Raw genomic sequence first — 15966 nt, forward strand, 5'->3', positions numbered from 1 at the left:
GCGGGGAGGGCTTCGATTTTTCTGTCTACTGTGGAGGTACGGTCAGTTCGACGGGCGGGTCGCGGCAGCCGGAACCTCGCTGCGTCGCCAAAAACGACCGCGAGAGTGCGGAACGCCCGCCGGCAGGCCGGGTTGCTGTCCGAACAATCGATCAACGAACTGGATCAAGGGCGTTCGCAGACTGGCGGGGGTGATCTGCGCGGTGACACCGGTCTCAGCGAAGGCGGAGTCGTGTGGCACGAAGATCGTGCCGGGAACCAGCGCCTGAAGCCGAGGTCCAGCACTGGCGGCCACCCGAGCGGGCCATTTTCGAGCTCCCACGACGACAAGTTGGCTCGGCGGCGTCACGGGCGCCCTGCGGCTCCAGTCTTCGAGCCGCGCCAGGATCTGCTCAGCGTGGACAACGCCCGGCATGCTGGGCGCGACCACGAGGACAGGGTGCGTCCCGCCCGCGAACTGCGTCAACCACATCCCCGCACCGGTTCCCGGGTTCGTCGCGATCCCCCACGAGTCAGCAGACAGGTCGGCCACCGTCAATTCAACCTGGTGCCGCGGCGGCAGCCAGTAAGGAACTGGCGGAACAGCCGAAGCCGAAAGCATCCGCGCGGAAGTCTCCGCACGAGCGATCAGCGCCTGGGCCCGCCAGGAGAACCGCATTCGAACCGCGCCGGTGGGCCCGGGGAGAGCGAATCCGTCGTCGCGGGCCGCGCGCGCAAGACCTGATCGGACGCCATCAGCTGCATCGACGATCAACACTCGGCGCCCGCGAACTTGCGCCGCATCAGCGAGTGCCGCCGCAACAGCTGTCGCTCCCGACCCCGGCGAAGCAGCCAGCACGGACACGACCGTACCGAAGGCGCTACCGGCATCCTGCTGCGCACGATCAGGGGTCTGCACCTGCATGTCGAACGCCACCATCGTCGCGGCCGCCTCTCCTGCATCGCCAGGCGACACCGACCGAGCTCGCGGGCCCGTTTCGTATCACCGTGTTGCCGAGGAGGGCTGATATCGCGATGTTGTATCATGGCGACGACATCTGGTCACGAGAGTAATCGCCGTGACAGGCTTGTCAAGCAGCGAGACACGATTCGACCGACAGCCGCAGGGGGCGTTCACGATGGCAGGAAGGCCGCCGACTCCCGCGCAGCCCGACCAGCCCACGCCGATCCCCACCAGGTACGGCGACACTCAGGCCGCGCTGACGTCGAAACTGCTCTCCCTCCCCACATTCCACGAGCGGCTGGCGTACTTGCTGGACGAGGAGTCACACTTCTACCTCCAAGACGGCACCGCGGTCACCGACCCCGCGATCATCAGCGCACGGATCGAATACCTGGGTCGACACAAGGCCACGGCCTCGTTCATCGCCGCCTGGGTTCAGCACCACTCCGGCACGGCGATCTCCCGCGGCGCGATCTCCCAGATGCGGACCGGCCGTCGCCCACCACCTCGCGCATCAGTCGCGAACGCCATGGCCGACTTCTGGCGGATCGACCCAAGGCTGCTCGACCCGAGCGCCACCGCCGACCGCATCGCCGAGTCCCAAGCCGAAGACATCTCTGACCTGCCCGCCAGCACCCTCGGCGGCGTCACCGGCAGGACCTGGGAGCTGATGAAGCAGATCGGCTTCCAGGGCGTCCGCGCCCGTGAGGTCTCGGCCGTCTTCGATGCCACAACAGCCGAACAGCAACTCGCGTTCCTCGACGTCCTGGAGGGCATCGCGAAGCACCAGCGTGACGACTCCGACGATAAGAGCTGACCACCAGCCCACGCACGCCTCTGGGCGCGGAGCTCGACGTCACTCCCTCAGGTTGCCCCGCAGGACCTCTTCGATAGAGGAATCTGCGTCACCTCTGCATGGCACTCCCGCGGCCCTGATCACGCCTTCACGCCGGCAGATCGGCCAGCGAAGGGTCACGGCGCGCGATCCGGACCTTCATCGCACACTGGACGCTGCATCACGCAGGTTCCTGGGCGATTCGCGAATGACGGGCGCTCCAGCAGCTGGTATCGATGTCGACAAGAAACGTCACCGCGCGCGAGAGATCCAGTAGCCGCACATCCGCACACCCATTAGCGGCGCGTGACGACACAAAAACCCGCTTATCCAGCAGTCTTGTATCACTGTGTTGACAAAACTATCTCAGCCGCTACGGTAGAGGACACCTGGTCATCTGGTGCCGCCGCGTCAGGGAGGGCGCGGCGTTCAGGCTCAGTGGCCGTGGAGCGGGGAGTACGCGTGCCGAAATCCACTACCGCACATCCGTGCGCGCAACAGCAGTTGCCCTTGCGAATCGGACGACGAGGGCAGTGTTCTCACACCAGAGATTTTTCAGTAGCAAGGCTCAACGTCGAGTCGCTTCATCGAATTCAATCGAGAACATCACTTCCCTCGGCAAATTCAGCCTAACAGGACAGTCGCACTACACGTCACAGCGGCAACGCTGGCCCACCGAACTTGCTGACCTGACGGGAATCACGCCGGTGCCGCACGGACTCGCGCGCGCCGACCACCGTTCATTCACCGATCCAATATGCGCCCGCCAGGCAACCAAACCCAAGCCTGAGCTTCTTTTCGCGCACCCAAAACCGGCAATCCACGGAAACCAATTTGTCCTGCCCTAAATCAACTGAAAGGACTACCATGCAATTGTCACACGCCGCCACGGCGTTGGCCTCCGCGCTCGCGTTCGCGGCGGTCTCCGCGACGGTGCCGACGACGATCGTGAGCCCATCAGCGGGAGACCGAACGGTCGTCTCCGGGAGCACGCCGGAGTGGGCCACGCCGCAGGCGAAGGTCGGGAGCACGGACTCCTCGACCGTCCGACACGTCCAGGTCGCGCTAGCCCTCCGCGATGAGGGCGCCGCAGCCAAGCTCGCCGCCGCGGTCTCCACTCCTGGAAACCCAGCCCACGGGAAATTCCTGACCGAGCAGCAGTTCACTGATCGGTTCGGGCCCACCGACACCGCCGTGTCCCAAGTCCGCGACTGGCTCACACGGGAGGGCGTGACCGTCACCGGCGTGAGCGGCAACAAGCACCTCATCGACGCACAGGCCACAACCGGCAGCCTCGAGCGTGCCTTCGGTGCAACACTGTCGAAGTACCGCTCGCGCATCGCCGGCCGAGTCGAGACGCTCATCGCCCCGGACTCGCCCATCACCATCCCCCGCGAACTGCGCGGCACGGTGACCGCCGTTCTCGGCCTGGACGACAGCGCCATGGCGATCCAGCCCCAGCACACCGCGCCGTCCGCCACAACGGAGCAGCACTGCTCCCGCTGGTGGGGCGATCAGAACAACACCGACGTCCCGCAGAAGTACCCGGCGGGCGCGCAGTCCAACTCACTCTGCGGATACACCGGAACGTCCGTCCGGGCGATGTACGGCCTCGGGTCCGACGACCGGGGTGACGGCACGACGATCGGCATCGTCGGCGCCTACAACTCCGCCACGGTCGTCGACGACACGAACCGTGCCGCACCGCAGCTCGGCATCCCGGCCCTGGCGGACGGCCAGTACTCGGCAGTGCTCCCGCAGGGCGGCTTCACCGACCAGGACCAGTGCAACCCCGACAGCTGGGCCGGCGAGCAGACGCTCGACGTCCAGGCCACGCACACGATCGCGCCGAACGCGAAGATCCGCTACTACGCCGCGACGACCTGCCTGGGTGGCCTCTACGACTCTGTCAACCAGGCCGTGACGGACAACGTCGCCGACGTGATCAGCCTGTCCTGGGGAAACGCCGACGGCGAAAACAGCCTCACCCCCGCCGCCCGCGACCAGTTCAACTCGGTGGCGCTGCAGGCCGCGATCCAGGGCCAGTCGATCACCGTCTCCAGCGGTGACGCCGGCACGAACGAGACCCTCGCCGGTCACCCGACCGCAAGCTTCCCGGCGAGCACGCCGTGGGTGACGGCGGTCGGCGGCACCAGCGTCGGCCTCGACAGCGCGAACAAGCCCGTTGTCGTCAGCGGTTGGGAGAACAGCGGCAACACCCTCTCCGGAGATCAGTGGGTGCCGCAGTCGGACGCCGATGGCCCGTTCGCCGGCGGCGGTGGCGGTGGGACCTCGGCGTTGTATGACGAGCCCGACTGGCAGGCCGGTGTCGTCCCGGGCTCGGTGGCGAACGGGCACCGAGCCGTCCCGGACGTGGCCGCGTTGGCCGACGGGTACACCGGGATGCTCGTCGGCCAGACCGTCAACGGCCAGTTCGGGCTTGGCTCGTTCGGAGGCACTTCGGTCGCCTCGCCGTTGATCGCCGGTCTCTCGGCGGACGCCCAGCAGATCCGCGGCGGCCGCGGCGGGCTGCTCACGCCGGCGCTCTACTCGATGCACGACGGGATCACCGACGTAACGCCGCAGAAAGCCGGCGTGTGGACCCCGACGATGCACAGCGTGGCGGGCGCCACGGTTCCCGGGGCGGAGGGCTCGTACCTCGTCGACTTCGACGCGCGACCGCAGTCCCTGCAGAGCGCCCAGGGCTGGGACAACGTGACCGGTGTCGGCACGCCTGCCCCAGGCTTCGTCGCCGCCCTCGCGGCCGGCTGACGCGCAGGCGCGGACCCGCTCGGGGGGCGGGTCCGCGCCACCCCGCCCCTATTTCAGGAGGATCGCCATGCCCGCAAACGAAGTGCCGGCCTACGACGCTCGTCGCCGCTACCTGGTCGTCGCGGTGGTTGTCATGCCCCTGCTCTTTCTGGCATCGGCTGCCGCCGTGGTCTGGTTCCAGGCCTCAGGTCATCCCGACCACACCAACCCTCAGCACCCGGCTGTTGCAGGGGCGAACGAGGTCCAGGCTGTGACTGTTGCGCCGCGGGCCGTCCCGAACTTCGACAGCCTGCCAGCGGCGACGACGTTCACCACACTCACGGACGCTCCCGCCGACATCGACCAGCAGGCGGTGCCGAGCGGCACGGTCGTGCATCCGCTCGAATCCGTCCCGGTGTACTCCGAGCCGGGCGGCCAGGCGATCGCGGTATTGCCTGCGCAGGAGATCGCATCGGACACGTGGGTTCCTGTCGTCGCGCAAGAGAGCGGGTGGGTGCAGGTCCTCCTGCCGAGCCGCCCGAACAGCTCCACCGGCTGGTTGTCCACACAGGACCAAACGTTGGAGACCGCACAGACCCCGTATCGGATCGAGGTGGACAGGGCGCGGTTTCAGCTCCACTTGTACCGCGACGATCGCCAGATCGGATCGTGGGAGGTCGGCGTCGGAAAGTCCGCGACACCGACCCCGGCCGGGCGGACCTTCGTGATGGCGTCCGTTCAGGACAGCCGGCAGACCTATAGCCCGGTGATCCTCCCCCTGGGCATCCACTCGAACAGTTACGACACCTTCGGCGGCGGCCCGGGAACTACCGCCATCCACACCTGGCCGAGCTCCGCCGTGTTCGGCAAGCAGGCCAGCGACGGGTGCATCCGCATTCCCACGGACGCCCTGCACGTCCTCGTGACCACGGTGCCGCTCGGCACGCCCGTTCTCATCCGCTGACCGGAACACCAACGAAGAGAAGGAAAGCCATGTCGACATCTCGACGCGACAACCGCCGCACCGTCGTCACCAGCCTCGGCTTGAGCAGCCTCGCGGTAGGCGCAATGGTCGCCGGAGGTCTCACGCATGCCTTCGGCATCACCGCAGGACCGCCCCAGGCGCAAGCGGCGACGTCGGCCTCCTCGGCGAACGGAATCGAGGTGACCGGTGGCGAGCGCTTCGGTCCTGCTCCGACGGTCAGCAGCAGCGGCGCAATCCGAACGGGAGGCGGATCGGCGTCCACCCGGTCCGGAGCCGTCGTTGCGAGCGGGATCTCCCTTCGCGTCGGCGAGGGACTGGCCGAGGCCACGGTCGTCACAGTCCGCGTCGGTGGCACCACCGTCGGACCCTTCTCCGCCAAGTGCCGCGACGGTGTCACGACGATCAGCGCCGCCGCGCACAGCACGGGAAACCTCATCGTCACGCCCGGAAAGTCCGGTGGGTCCAGCGGCACCGCGGCCACCATCGTGGTCACGACCCCCGGTTCGAAAACGGCGATCACCGTGCACGTCGCGAGTGTGAGCTGTGGCGTCGGGACGTCGACCACGCCGGCGACCAGCACCAGCCCTGGCGCCCTGAACCCGCCGTCGCGGCCCGGTCGCCCGCCCAAGCCGACAGAGCGCCCCGGGGATCGCGCACAACCTGGCCGGCACATCGGCGGCGGCCAACGCCCAGCTCCGACCAGCACGCCCAAGCCGGTGCACCTCCCGGTGACCCACTGATCGACGCCCCACCCCGTCCACCTGGCTAGACCGTGGCCCGTCCCCGCGTCGTGCGGGGGCGGGCCACGCGCCCCGACTCCGACGCTGAGACACCGGCCCCTCCCCTCGCTGGCTCGGTCGCAACCCATCCACAGCTGGGGAGAACATGTCCGCAATCACCTCGCAACACCCCGCCGAACGCCACATCAGCCACTCCGCACGCGGTGTTCACTTCGTCGGCTCGCTACCTCGAGAACTTCATCCCGACGACCGCAGCGCCATGCGATGGATGCTCGATCAGTCCTCTGGAATCCCGCTGCGCACGCTTCCCTGCGATCGCGATCCCGACTGGGTCACGAGCTGGCTCTACCAGCTCGCAGAGCGAAACGCGCTCACACCGATCCGCGACGGCGACTCCACTAGCTACGACGATTACCCGCACTACCGCGTCGCCGCTGGAAAATGTCTCGCGCCCGAGGACGTGTCGCTCCGGCGCGCGAGCGAAGCCACCGCGGTCATGGGTGCCCGTCGCGGCCTCGACAACACAGACCCGCTCCCCCCGATGCAAGTATCGATCCCGAACCCGTTGGATCTCGCCTACATCTGTTTCGGCGCACCGCTGCAGCTGATGTCGCACCTCGGCGCCTTCCGCCAGGCGCTCGTCGACGACGTCGAGGAGATCCACCAGCGGTTCGGTGACGACGCTGTGTTCCAGATCGAGACACCAACATCACTGATCGCCCTCGGCCTGGCTCCTCGCGCGCTGAGGCCGATGACGACCGCGTTCCTCGCCGGTCACATCGTCAGGCTCATCATCGACACGCCTCGCGAAGCCCGCTGGATCCTGCACCTCTGCCACGGAGACCTCAACCACGAGCCCGTCGTGATCCCCCGCGATCTCGGTCCGGCGGTCGGACTGGTCCGCGCGGTGCACCGCCGCCTGACGAGGCTCGGCGAAGCCCTCCCACCGGTGCACATCCCGATGTGTACGGGCATCACCGGCCCACCAACGGACCCGGCGTTCTACCGCGCGCTCGCCCAGCTGCCGCACGACATCGAGGTGATCGCCGGCCTCGCCGACGAACATCATCCCGCCGAGTCCCGCCGAGCACTCGACCTCGCGGAAAACGCCCTCGGCCGGCGAGTGACAGCGGTGGCCGCCGCATGCGGACACGGCCGCCGGTCTCCAGCCGAGACAGCCGACAACGCCGCGCTCACTCGAGAACTCGCTACAGCGCCCTTCCGCCCCTTCGCCACCCACCGCGGGAGCACGGGTGACCCCCGATGACCAGCGCGCTCGACTTCGCCGTTCACCGGCGTCCGAGTGGCGCCGACACCCGGACCATGCCCGGTGGGGCGCTCGTCACCTCAGTGCTCTACGCCCCCACCGTGCCCACCGAGCACGTGTCCGCCGGACGCTTGCTGATCCCCGGCAACCGGCACCTCCCAGTGCAGCGAGACCGATCCGCTGAGACCGCGCTGGTCCTCCTGAGCGGGTACGCGGCCGTGCTGTCCGGCCGCTCCCTGCGCGCGGCCCTACCCTCCCCCGGGGACCTTGTCTACGTGCGCCGGAACCTGCCGTACGCCGTGGTCAACCTCAGCCGCAACGCCGCCGTGCTGATGCTCGAGGTCACGACAAACCCGGGCTTCTGGTCCGCGCTCGAACCGGTACCGGAGCTGGAGCCGGCAGTCGTCTCCCGAGCCGAGCAGCTTCGTGCGGACCACTTCGAGCGCATCACCCACCGCCGAGTCGGTAGAACTCGGAGGCCACGGTGAGACACCCTCGCCATCTGCACCAACTGCAGCGCACAACCGGCACGACCGCACGAGCTTTTCGCCCCGCGCGACGCGTGTTCGCAGCGGCGCGGCACCACCGGCCCTCCACCAAAGCAGTCCACACGGAGGCGTACATGCGCACCCACATCGTCGACGCGACTCGCGAACTGCTCGCCACCGGCGCTCCCGCCTCGGATCCACCGACTCTCGACGAAGTAGCGGCCTCAGCAGGAATCACCAGCCGTCAGCTACGGGCGTACTACACGTCAGTCGAAGCGATCAGGCGCGAACTCACGTCGTTGCCCGACCGGACGACGGAGATGTGACGTGCTCTGGCGTGATCTGCACATCCGCGGCATCGGGGCGGCTCTCGGCGAGCTCGTGCCAGTACCGTCGGAGGCCGGCCTGGACAGGCGGTCCGGGCAGCGCGCGGTGTCCGTGGCCCGGAACACCACCGGCATGGACCTCGCGGTCCGTGCCGGTCAGGCGGCGCTAGCCAGCCTCGCCGCGGTGAGCGAAGGTGCTCTCCCGATACCCAACGCCCACTTCCACGCAGCGATCTGGCGAGGAAGCCGTGGCATCGACTTCTGGTCCCGCGCCAGCTACGTTCGCGCGCGCCTCGGGCTTCCCGCCGGACCGGGGATCGCCACCGAGATCAACGCCATGAGCAACAGCCTCGTCGGCGGCATCGACCTCGCCGCCCGCATGATCTCCGGCAGCGACGACATCTCGCACGTCCTGCTCACCGGAGGCGAAACCTTCGGCGCACCGGCGTTCGACCACCTCACGACCGACCACGGCACCGCGTACGGCGACGGTGGATCCGCGCTCATCCTCGCCCGAGAGCCGGGTCTGGCACGAGTTCTCGCGACGGCGTCCTACACCGACCCCACGCTCGAGCAGCTCCACCGCGGCCACAGCCGGTTCCTCCCCGCCGGCACCACCGAAGTCGGCGTCGAGCACGTACGCGAACGCAAGACCGAATACCTGCGGACTGTCGGAACGAGGTCCGTGCACACCCGAAACGCACGCGGAATCCGTGCCGTAATGAACCGCGTGCTGGACGACACCAAGCTCACGCTGGACGATCTGGCTTGGGTCGTTCTGCCGCACTACGGCCACCACCAGCTTGAGACCCAGTGCCTCCAACCCCTCGGTCTCTCCGATGTGGTCACGCTCAAGCACGCCGGCGACCAATGGGGGCACGTCGGACCCAACGACCAGATCATCGGCCTCACGCACCTGCTCGCTCGACGAGCGGTGCACGCCGGCGACCGCGTCGCCCTCATCGGCATCGGGATTGGCATGACCTGGACGGCCGTCCTCCTTCAGATCGACAATGTGCCCGATTCCTTGCGGCGCAACGCCCCTCCGCTGCGCTGGCCCTGGCGATCCGCACCACGGCACCACATCGGTTGAGACGGCCCCTTGACCACGGCCCAGCTGCGTAACGAGGAATCCCTCCATGCCCTGCGACCCAACTGACCGACTGACTACGCATCGCCGCGTCGACACCGCAGATCTCGACCGCGTGTTGTTCATCGCGCCGTACATCGTGATCGGCGAGGACAACCAGCCCCGGCATATCGCGCACTCTGCGGACGACGCCTCTCGACTGCTCGCCACCGATCCACTCGCGCGGTCGATAGTCGGCACCCTCAGGTCTCCCGCTGTCGGTGTCGACGTCGACCCCGGTGACACGGCCGGCGAACCGGAGACCGGTGTAGCTCTCGCCGATGATCTGGTCCAGTGGGCCGACCGGCTCGGGCTTCCTTGGCTCCGTCGAGCATCAGGGCGTGACGGCCATTTCCACGTCATCGTCGACCTCCCAGAAGCCCTTACGACGGAGTTCAACGAACTCGTCAGCGCCAGCGCCGCTCGCCACGAAGTCTCCGCGACTGTCCGGCGAACGCTCAGGCTCACGGCAGCCCGCCACCGGCTCGGCCTCCCGTGCCCGCTGCTGGACGGAACGCTCGATGCCCGCGTGTCCGCTCAACCCACCAAGCCACACAAGCGGCGACCACGCCAGCTTTCAGCAGGACGGACCTCGAGCGTTCTGGGGCGCAGCCGATCCGAAGGCGAGTACGGGAATGCGCTCGCTCTCGCCCGCGCCGGTGTGACGCCGGACGAGGCCTGGGCCGGTGCAAGCTCATCCGGCTCGAAAGCACGCGAAATCGGCCGACGAGCCTGGCGTCGCTGGTTCTGGGCGCCGGCCACGACTGTCGTCGCGGCCGAGCTCCGATTACCGGAAAAAGAAGCGTGGAAGCGTTTCGCGTCCGCATCCCCCGTCCAAGCGGCCTACCTCGGACGAACGCGATGGCGTGCGACGCGTTGGGTTCCGGCCCTAGCCGAAGCACGACGTGACCGCCCACGTCGACGACGATTGCGATCATCCAGCACGTATCAGCCGACTCTGTCCTCGTCGCCGGATCGCGCGTCGAGGGTCGCCGCGACCGGCGCTGCGCTCCGAGCAGCCGCCGAGCGCGCTCGGCCGGTGCGCGGAATCCGCATGCGCAGTCTAGTTGCCGCGCTGGACGCGTTGGCCGAGGCGATCGTGTACGCGGATGGGGCGATCTCCACACGTTGCTGGGCGGAACGAGCGAGACTCGACCCGAAGACCGTACGGCATGCTCGTGACGCCGCCGTGAAGCTTGGGCTGATAAGACGGATTCACCGGTACCGCGGCGGCTCGGCCGACTCAGACCACTGGGCACTGACCGAAAGACTCGAAAGCCTCACCTGCCTCTCGACCTCAGCGAAGTCCCCCACTACGTACACCCCCGTTTACGGAGAAGCCGACGCGGTGGCCCTGCGAGCACGACACGCGGCCGATCGCGCGGCCTGGCGGCGCTTTCTTTCGAAGCGCGGCCAAGCCGCGACGACCGCGACGGTCATCCGAGGTCGAGGCCTTGGCTCCGAAGAGGATGCCGGGGAACGTCACGCAGGCGCTCGCCAGAGGCACGTGCGCTCGAGAAGTCAGCACTGTCGACAACCGCACGCCCGGCCATTGCCTCTTGTTCCATCAGGTCAATCGCCTTGGCCGGGATGGAAATCCGCCCTCGCGTGCGCACCGCGGGGAACTCACCGGCCTCCACGGCGCGGTAGATCGTCATCGGGGAAACCCGAAGAAGGTCGGCCGCCGCCTTGACAGTGTAGAAGCGTGGACCTTCAGAGCCGGACCGCTCCATGGACATCACTATCTCCCGAATTCCAGCGGGGAGGTCGGCGCGTGCCACCACTTGGTGGGATACACAATCCACGCCTGTATCCCACTTTTTCAGAAAATGAGCGAAAGTCAAACACTGCCTCACCGACCGGGCGTACTCGGCGCTGCGCAAGGGCACCCTCGCAGGGCCGCAGCCTCCGCTGACCCGCGTCCGCCTGAAAGCTCCCAAGGCGAAGCGTTACCGCTGCTCTTCGCCTGAGACGGAACACCGCAGCAGCATGACGTCGACGCGGGCGCACTCCGTCAGCCGTTGACCGCAGCTCTCTCGAACCCCGCAACTCGCTGCCCCATACGTTTCGTGCCAGCAGCTCTGACGGCGGGCATGACCTCACTCGAGAAGGTTGCGAGACTCGCGTTCGTCTCGTCGGCAGTGAGGTCTCTGAAGCAAAGCATCGCTTCAAAGAAGTCCATCGGTGCCCGCTCGACCTGGTCGACCAGTTGGTCTCGGACTGTCTTCGCGGTTCCCGCCAACGCGCAGCCGGCCTTCAGCGCCGCTCCGGCACGGGCTTTGGAGCACTGCCCCCGGGCCGTCAACCAGGGCGGATGAGGCGATCCGAAGAACGCTCAGCCGTACTGCTTCGACAACTTCTTGACCTTGGCGCTGGCGACGTCGTAGGCCGGCTTGCCCTGTAGATCTCCTGGAAGCAGCCGGCGCACACAGGCGACGACGACGTGTTTCCGGTGCCGGACGTCCGAACCTGAGGAGGGCGGCGTGCTGCTCGTGCTCGGCGACCGGCACCCCCTGTCCGCGCCTGCGTCGTCGCTCAACCGCAGGCCGCCCTCCCCGGTGCGAGGGTGCTCGACAGGTGCCGCGGCGGTGTGGCCTGCACGGCATCGGGGTGCTCGACGCGGTCCTCACGCTGGGCGCTGACGGGAGCAGTGGTGCCCTACTGGGGGCCACGAAACTACCCGTGTTCGGCAAGCGGTGCGGTAGCGCGAACTCCGGCCAGGAGGAGGTCCACGAGCCGACGGACGTAGTCGCGGTCAGCCGGCAGATTGCGTTGCAGGATGCGCAAGTGCAGCGGACCAGTCAGGGCCTCCAGCTCGAGTTCCGCGTCGGCCTCGCGGGGGAGTTCGCCCCGGTGCTGATCATGGTCGCCTCCGACTTGTCAGAGATCGCGAAGGACGCGCGGGCCATCCGCACCCACCCGCTGCACTGTGACTTCAGCGCCGCGGTCGGCGAGTGGGAGCACTGCACGGTCGGGGTGGTGCTGACGCCCACGACGGTGCCCGGGAGGCTCTAGGACACCAGCACCTCGGCGCTCTGGGGCGATCCCGGCCACTCACCGGAGTTGCTGGCGCAGATGCGACAGGTTGCCGCGCAGGCCGCCTTCCCGTCGCTCGCGGCCGACTAGGACGCCAGCGCGAACCCTGGCGTCGCCAGCATCGACCCGCTCACCTCGAGCGCCGTGGTCAGGTCGCAGACGACTACCGGGCCTGCATGCAGATCGCCCGGACGGCGTCACTGTGCCCGCCTGCCCGTCCGCGTCGCGGCCGGTGCAGGTTCTGTGGCCACAATGTCGGCAGCCGCCGCGCGGGCAAACGCTAATGCCCGATAATTGGCCGGCAAACCCACTTACTCAAGTCACTTTTTCAAGAGAGGCTCAAGTGGACTTTCATTATCCTTCAGGTACGAGTTATTCAAGAAGTAGACCTGACGCTTGCGCAGATCCGTTGACCATCGATCTACAGCTACCCGAGCGACCTCACATCGAACGAGCTTCAATTCTTTCAACTCAATGATTCCCCGCTGCCAAGTGTCATCTTTGATCAACAGTCGATCACGATCCCAAGAGGACACGTGCACCCCATGGTCATCCGGCTTACCAGCAAGCACCAGACGCAGGCAGAGGTAGACGTACAAGGCACGGGCAGACATGACGTTGATCCAGCCGTGCGACCACAGCTCCAACGGAATCGTGATCCAGGGCGCCCTGTGCTCACCCGGCGGATGCGTAACCTCGATTTGCGCTCCCCGGCCACGGATCTTCTCTCGCGAAATCCAACGAACTCCCGCGGCATCTGCAGCAGCCAACGCGGCCATGGCCCGCTTGACCCGCCGCGTTCCGCTACCGGGGATCGGATCGGCTTCGTTCAGTTCCTCGTAGCCGAGAAGTTCCGCCCAGTAATGGTCCGGCACGATTTTGTACATCACATGCGGCGACTTACGAGTTAGCATCACCAGCGTCAGATAGATCTTCAACGGCACTTCTCCCATGGCGAAGAGCCGCGACAAACCTGTCGACGTGTCGTCTCGGCTCTGCACCCTCGCGAACCCCTCGACCAGTTGGACGGTGCTACGGCGACCAGATCTCTTGACCGCCTCGTCCAACAGCTTCTTTGCGGTGACGGTCACCGATCCCACGGACCCTCCTAAACTCATCAACCATCTCAGCGGCCCTGCGAGCTGTCAGGGGGTAACGTGGTTAAGGGGTCATGGACTGAGCTATCTACCCAGCTCGGGTACCTCGACAAGGCCGCTCAAATGGTAGCGCATACCGCTCAGATGGTCATTACTGGTCGCACATTTTGAGAGATCATCCGCTGGAATGGACATCTCTGCCAGCTCTCATGGTGCTTCGCGGAAGTTGCGGCTAGGGGGCAGCAAGCGCGAGTATCGACCAGGTGAGCACCCGATGGGGTGCGGTCCCGCCGCCGCCGCGCAGCCGATACAGCAACAGGAGCACCATGTTTCGAAACCGCAATCACGAATGAGGTTCACCCCGAATGGTGGACAGGGGCTTACGCAGTTCATGCGGCTGTTGGCAGTGACTTCTCGTAGTCGTCGGGACTGCGCATCCCGATCGCGGAGTGCCGCCGCTTACTGTTGTAGAAACGGATCCACTTGTCAACCGCGGCAACGAGTTCCGTCTTCGAGGCGTACACGTGTCGGTAGTAGTGCTCGTTTTTGAACGTCGACCAGAACGACTCCGCCAGACTGTTGTCCCAGCAGATCCCGGTTTCGCCCATCGACCGGCGCAGCCCGTGCCGGAAGCACGCTTGTGCCGTCAGATGCGCCGTGAACTCCCCGCCACGGTCGGAATGCAGTACCGTGCCGCGACATTCACCGCCACGGGCGGCGACCGCGTCGTGGATGGCGTCCGTGACCATCTCAGCGCTGATACGGTCAGATACACTGTGGCCCAACACTTTCCGAGAGTGCCCGGCCCGGATCGCGCACAGGAACATGTCACCCTCACCGCACGTAAGGTACGTGATATCGGTAAACCACACCGCGTCCAGCCGACCCTGATCGAACTCTCGCTCGACCAGATCCGGCGGGAATGACGCCGTCGGATCGACCACCGTCGTCTTCACCTTGAACGTGCGTGGGCTGATGCCCTCGATCCCGATCGAGGCCATGATCTTGGCGACGGTCTTCGCCGTCACCACCTCACCCTGGTCACGCAGCTCAGCGGTGATCCGCGGTGACCCGTAGGTGCCGTCGGAGTCCTGGTGCGCCTGGGTGATCTTCGCCTCCAGGTCGGCGCGACGCCGCTGCCGAGGCGTCAGGACCGTTGCCGTGGCGCGTTTGACATGAGCGTAGTAGCCGGACGTCGACACGCCCAGCAGCCGCGCCATGCGTAACACCGAGAACCGTGTGCGCTTCGGATCGGAAGCGCCGGCGGTCCCGGCGAACTCGTCGGGGCCGGCGTACTTGGCCATCAGAGCGAACCGGGCCGGTTCTTCTGCATCGCGGCAAAGTACGCCGAAGCTTTTACCAAGAAGGCGTTGTCCTTCTCCAGTTCGGTGACCTGCCGGCGCAACCGTTGCAGCTCGGCCCGCTCAGCCGCCTCCAAAGGCTTGTCGCCGTGGACCTCGGCGGCAGTGATCCGACGCCGTTCGTCTTTGACCCAGACGCTCAACATGCCCGCGTCGAGTCCCAGCTCACGGGCGACCTCACTGATCGTGCGGCCGGAATCGATCACACGGTGGGCAGCCTCGACCTTGTACTCAGCCGTGTACGACCGGCGTTTGCGAGGAGGCATGAGGACATCCTTCCAGCAGGACGGCACGTCCTGCTAACTCGGTGTCCACTACCCGGGGTGAACCTCAACGAACCCCGTCCACTGCTTCGCGTCGCAGTCAGCGGGCTCATCGCAGGACTGGTGCGGAGCCTGGTCGACGCCGTGATACGTCACCTCGATCTGTAACTTCGCCGAGCCGGGGCGTCGATCGCGAAGCGCCGCCCCGGCGCTCCGTCCCTATCCAAGTTGCGCGTCATCTTTGCGCGACGGTAGCGCTGCCTGGCCAGACCCGACGGTGGGCGTACCGTGTCGATCATCTTGAGCCCATCACCGCCAAGGACGTCGACGATGTGCCGAACCGCCTTCGAAATAGGCGTGGTACTTCAGGAAGCTGAAGACGGAACCGGCAAAGTCGGCAGAGCGGATGCCACGACGGTCAAAACGTTCACGAGCATGCTTGCAGGACCCTCCCGGGGATGGTCCTGGTGCTCATCTCCAAGCGGCTACGGCCGGCGCTCTCTTGTGGTGGCTGGGGCGCTCAGACGCCGACGGCCCCAGTGGGCCTGCTGTAGCTCGAGCAGACGGTCTTGGGTCATACACACGACCATATCCGGTTCGACGCCACCGTCTCACCATGGCCTGGCAGCTCGGCCGCGTCCGCCACTACAGCTAAGGGATGTCTCGTAACTGGTGTTGTGGTTAGTGGGGCTAGTGTTGCGGTCAGACGTCCATAAGGATGTTGTGAAGGTTCGCGATTCCGGACA

The 15966-nt window shown here is 66.7% G+C and carries 14 protein-coding genes; 7 read left to right on the plus strand and 7 right to left on the minus strand.

Annotated elements, in window-relative coordinates; all coding sequences use genetic code 11:
- Window positions 1-42: 42 nt before the first annotated feature.
- Window positions 43-918 (minus strand): hypothetical protein, encoded by an 876-nt coding sequence (locus AB0878_RS45015; protein WP_366588691.1) that lies wholly within the window; start codon window positions 916-918, stop codon window positions 43-45.
- Window positions 919-1117: 199 nt separating this feature from the next.
- On the opposite strand from AB0878_RS45015, the gene AB0878_RS45020 reads away from it, so the two are divergent.
- The 3 genes from AB0878_RS45020 (at window position 1118) to AB0878_RS45030 (ending at window position 5492) form a co-directional block, all read left to right on the plus strand.
- Window positions 1118-1759 (plus strand): hypothetical protein, encoded by a 642-nt coding sequence (locus AB0878_RS45020; protein ID WP_366588693.1) that lies wholly within the window; start codon window positions 1118-1120, stop codon window positions 1757-1759.
- 885 nt (window positions 1760-2644) lie between these two features.
- Window positions 2645-4549, plus strand: a complete 1905-nt coding sequence (locus AB0878_RS45025) for a S53 family serine peptidase (RefSeq protein WP_366588695.1) — start codon at window positions 2645-2647, stop codon at window positions 4547-4549.
- Between the two features lie 67 nt (window positions 4550-4616).
- Entirely contained in the window at window positions 4617-5492 is an 876-nt protein-coding gene (locus AB0878_RS45030; RefSeq protein WP_366588697.1) for a L,D-transpeptidase, read from the plus strand.
- Here AB0878_RS45030 and AB0878_RS45035 read toward each other — a convergent pair.
- Complete coding sequence (locus tag AB0878_RS45035; protein ID WP_366588699.1) at window positions 5482-6093, minus strand: hypothetical protein; 612 nt, start codon at window positions 6091-6093, stop codon at window positions 5482-5484. The genes AB0878_RS45030 and AB0878_RS45035 overlap by 11 nt on opposite strands.
- A 419-nt stretch (window positions 6094-6512) precedes the next feature.
- Between AB0878_RS45035 and AB0878_RS45040 the strand changes: the two genes are divergently transcribed.
- The 4 genes from AB0878_RS45040 to AB0878_RS45055 all read left to right on the plus strand — a co-directional run bounded on the left by AB0878_RS45040 (window position 6513) and on the right by AB0878_RS45055 (window position 9427).
- Complete coding sequence (locus AB0878_RS45040; protein ID WP_366588702.1) at window positions 6513-7520, plus strand: hypothetical protein; 1008 nt, start codon at window positions 6513-6515, stop codon at window positions 7518-7520.
- Window positions 7517-8008: a hypothetical protein gene (locus AB0878_RS45045; RefSeq protein ID WP_366588704.1), complete on the plus strand. Its 492-nt coding sequence runs from the start codon at window positions 7517-7519 to the stop codon at window positions 8006-8008. The genes AB0878_RS45040 and AB0878_RS45045 overlap by 4 nt, the downstream gene beginning before the upstream one ends.
- A 134-nt stretch (window positions 8009-8142) precedes the next feature.
- Window positions 8143-8334, plus strand: coding sequence for a hypothetical protein (locus AB0878_RS45050; protein WP_366588706.1), 192 nt, complete (start codon window positions 8143-8145; stop codon window positions 8332-8334).
- A gap of 1 nt (window position 8335) precedes the next feature.
- Window positions 8336-9427 carry a 3-oxoacyl-[acyl-carrier-protein] synthase III C-terminal domain-containing protein gene (locus AB0878_RS45055; protein WP_366588709.1) on the plus strand — a complete coding sequence of 364 codons (1092 nt, stop codon included), beginning with the start codon at window positions 8336-8338 and terminating at the stop codon, window positions 9425-9427.
- Between the two features lie 1472 nt (window positions 9428-10899).
- On the opposite strand, the gene AB0878_RS45060 is transcribed toward AB0878_RS45055, so the two are convergent.
- The 5 genes from AB0878_RS45060 to AB0878_RS45080 all read right to left on the minus strand — a co-directional run bounded on the left by AB0878_RS45060 (window position 10900) and on the right by AB0878_RS45080 (window position 15223).
- Window positions 10900-11202 carry a helix-turn-helix domain-containing protein gene (locus AB0878_RS45060; RefSeq protein ID WP_366588712.1) on the minus strand — a complete coding sequence of 101 codons (303 nt, stop codon included), beginning with the start codon at window positions 11200-11202 and terminating at the stop codon, window positions 10900-10902.
- A 937-nt stretch (window positions 11203-12139) separates the two neighbouring features.
- Window positions 12140-12277 (minus strand): hypothetical protein, encoded by a 138-nt coding sequence (locus tag AB0878_RS45065; RefSeq protein ID WP_366588724.1) that lies wholly within the window; start codon window positions 12275-12277, stop codon window positions 12140-12142.
- A 542-nt stretch (window positions 12278-12819) separates the two neighbouring features.
- The gene (locus AB0878_RS45070) at window positions 12820-13599 is read right to left on the minus strand and encodes a hypothetical protein (RefSeq protein ID WP_366588714.1); all 780 of its coding nucleotides are present in this window, start codon (window positions 13597-13599) and stop codon (window positions 12820-12822) included.
- Between the two features lie 386 nt (window positions 13600-13985).
- Entirely contained in the window at window positions 13986-14900 is a 915-nt protein-coding gene (locus AB0878_RS45075) for an IS3 family transposase (protein ID WP_366588717.1), read from the minus strand.
- Window positions 14900-15223 carry a transposase gene (locus tag AB0878_RS45080; RefSeq protein WP_366588719.1) on the minus strand — a complete coding sequence of 108 codons (324 nt, stop codon included), beginning with the start codon at window positions 15221-15223 and terminating at the stop codon, window positions 14900-14902. Before AB0878_RS45080 ends, AB0878_RS45075 begins: the two co-directional genes overlap by 1 nt.
- Between the last annotated feature and the right edge of the window lie 743 nt (window positions 15224-15966).

This window comes from Amycolatopsis sp. NPDC047767 (assembly GCF_040704195.1).
Lineage (GTDB): Bacteria > Actinomycetota > Actinomycetes > Mycobacteriales > Pseudonocardiaceae > Amycolatopsis.